This window comes from Enterobacter sp. ZOR0014 (assembly GCF_000798855.1).
GTDB lineage: Bacteria > Pseudomonadota > Gammaproteobacteria > Enterobacterales > Enterobacteriaceae > Enterobacter > Enterobacter kobei.
Genome location: NZ_JTLF01000111.1, coordinates 1 through 996, shown reverse-complemented (window position 1 = coordinate 996; position 996 = coordinate 1). Strand labels below are relative to the sequence as shown.

Annotated in this window: 1 protein-coding gene; it reads left to right on the top strand. The window is 63.7% G+C overall.

All coding sequences use genetic code 11. The features are described from left to right. The coding region (locus tag L977_RS05530; RefSeq protein WP_156118160.1) for an Ig-like domain-containing protein at nucleotides 1-996 on the top strand (996 nt) is incomplete at both ends.

Below are 996 nucleotides of genomic sequence, written 5' to 3'. Positions count from 1 at the left end.
GCGTGGGCAACAGCGTCAGCAACACCGCGAACCTGCTGGTGGATACTGCGCTGCCGACCGTCACCATCAACGCCGTGGCGGGCGATAACGTTATTAACGCGGCGGAAGTGGCGGCCGGGCAAACCCTGAGCGGTACCGTGGCGAATGCCGAAGCGGGTAACACCGTGACCATCACCCTTGGCGGCAATACCTACACCGCGACGGTACAGAACGATCTGAGCTGGTCCGTAAACGTACCGTCTGACGTGCTGACCGGGCTGGGCAACGGCAGCCTGAGCGTGACGGCGACCGTGACCAACGGCCACGGCAACACCGGTTCCGGCGAACGCGAAATCGTTATAGACGCTAACCTGCCGGGCCTGCGCGTCGATACCGTCGCGGGCGACGACGTGGTCAACAGCATCGAACATGCGCAAAACCTGATCGTCACCGGATCCAGCGACGGACTGGCGGCGGGCACGGCGCTGACCGTCACCGTTAACGGCAAAGATTATGCGGCTACGGTGCTGGCGGACGGCACCTGGAGCGCGGCGATCCCGTCTGCCGACGTGAGCGCGTGGCCGGAAGGCAGCGTGAAAATCAGCGTCACCGGCGACAGCGCGGCGGGTAACACGATTAGCATCAGCCACGACGTGACGGTGGATCTGGCGACCGTTGCCATCAGCATCAACGCCATCGCCACCGACGACGTGATCAATGCGGCGGAGAAAGGGACAGATCTGGTGCTGTCCGGTGCGACCACCAACGTGGAAGCCGGGCAGACCGTGACCCTGAGCCTGAACGGCAAGATCTACACCACTACCGTTGATGACAGCGGCAACTGGACGTATACCGTACCGTCCGCGGATCTGGCACACCTTAAGGACGGCGACGCCAGCGTGCAGGTGAGCGTCACAAACGTTAACGGCAACAGCGCCTCGGCGGGCCGCGAGTACAGCGTGGACGCCACCGCGCCGTCCGTGACCATCAACACGATCGCGGGTGACGACATTCTCA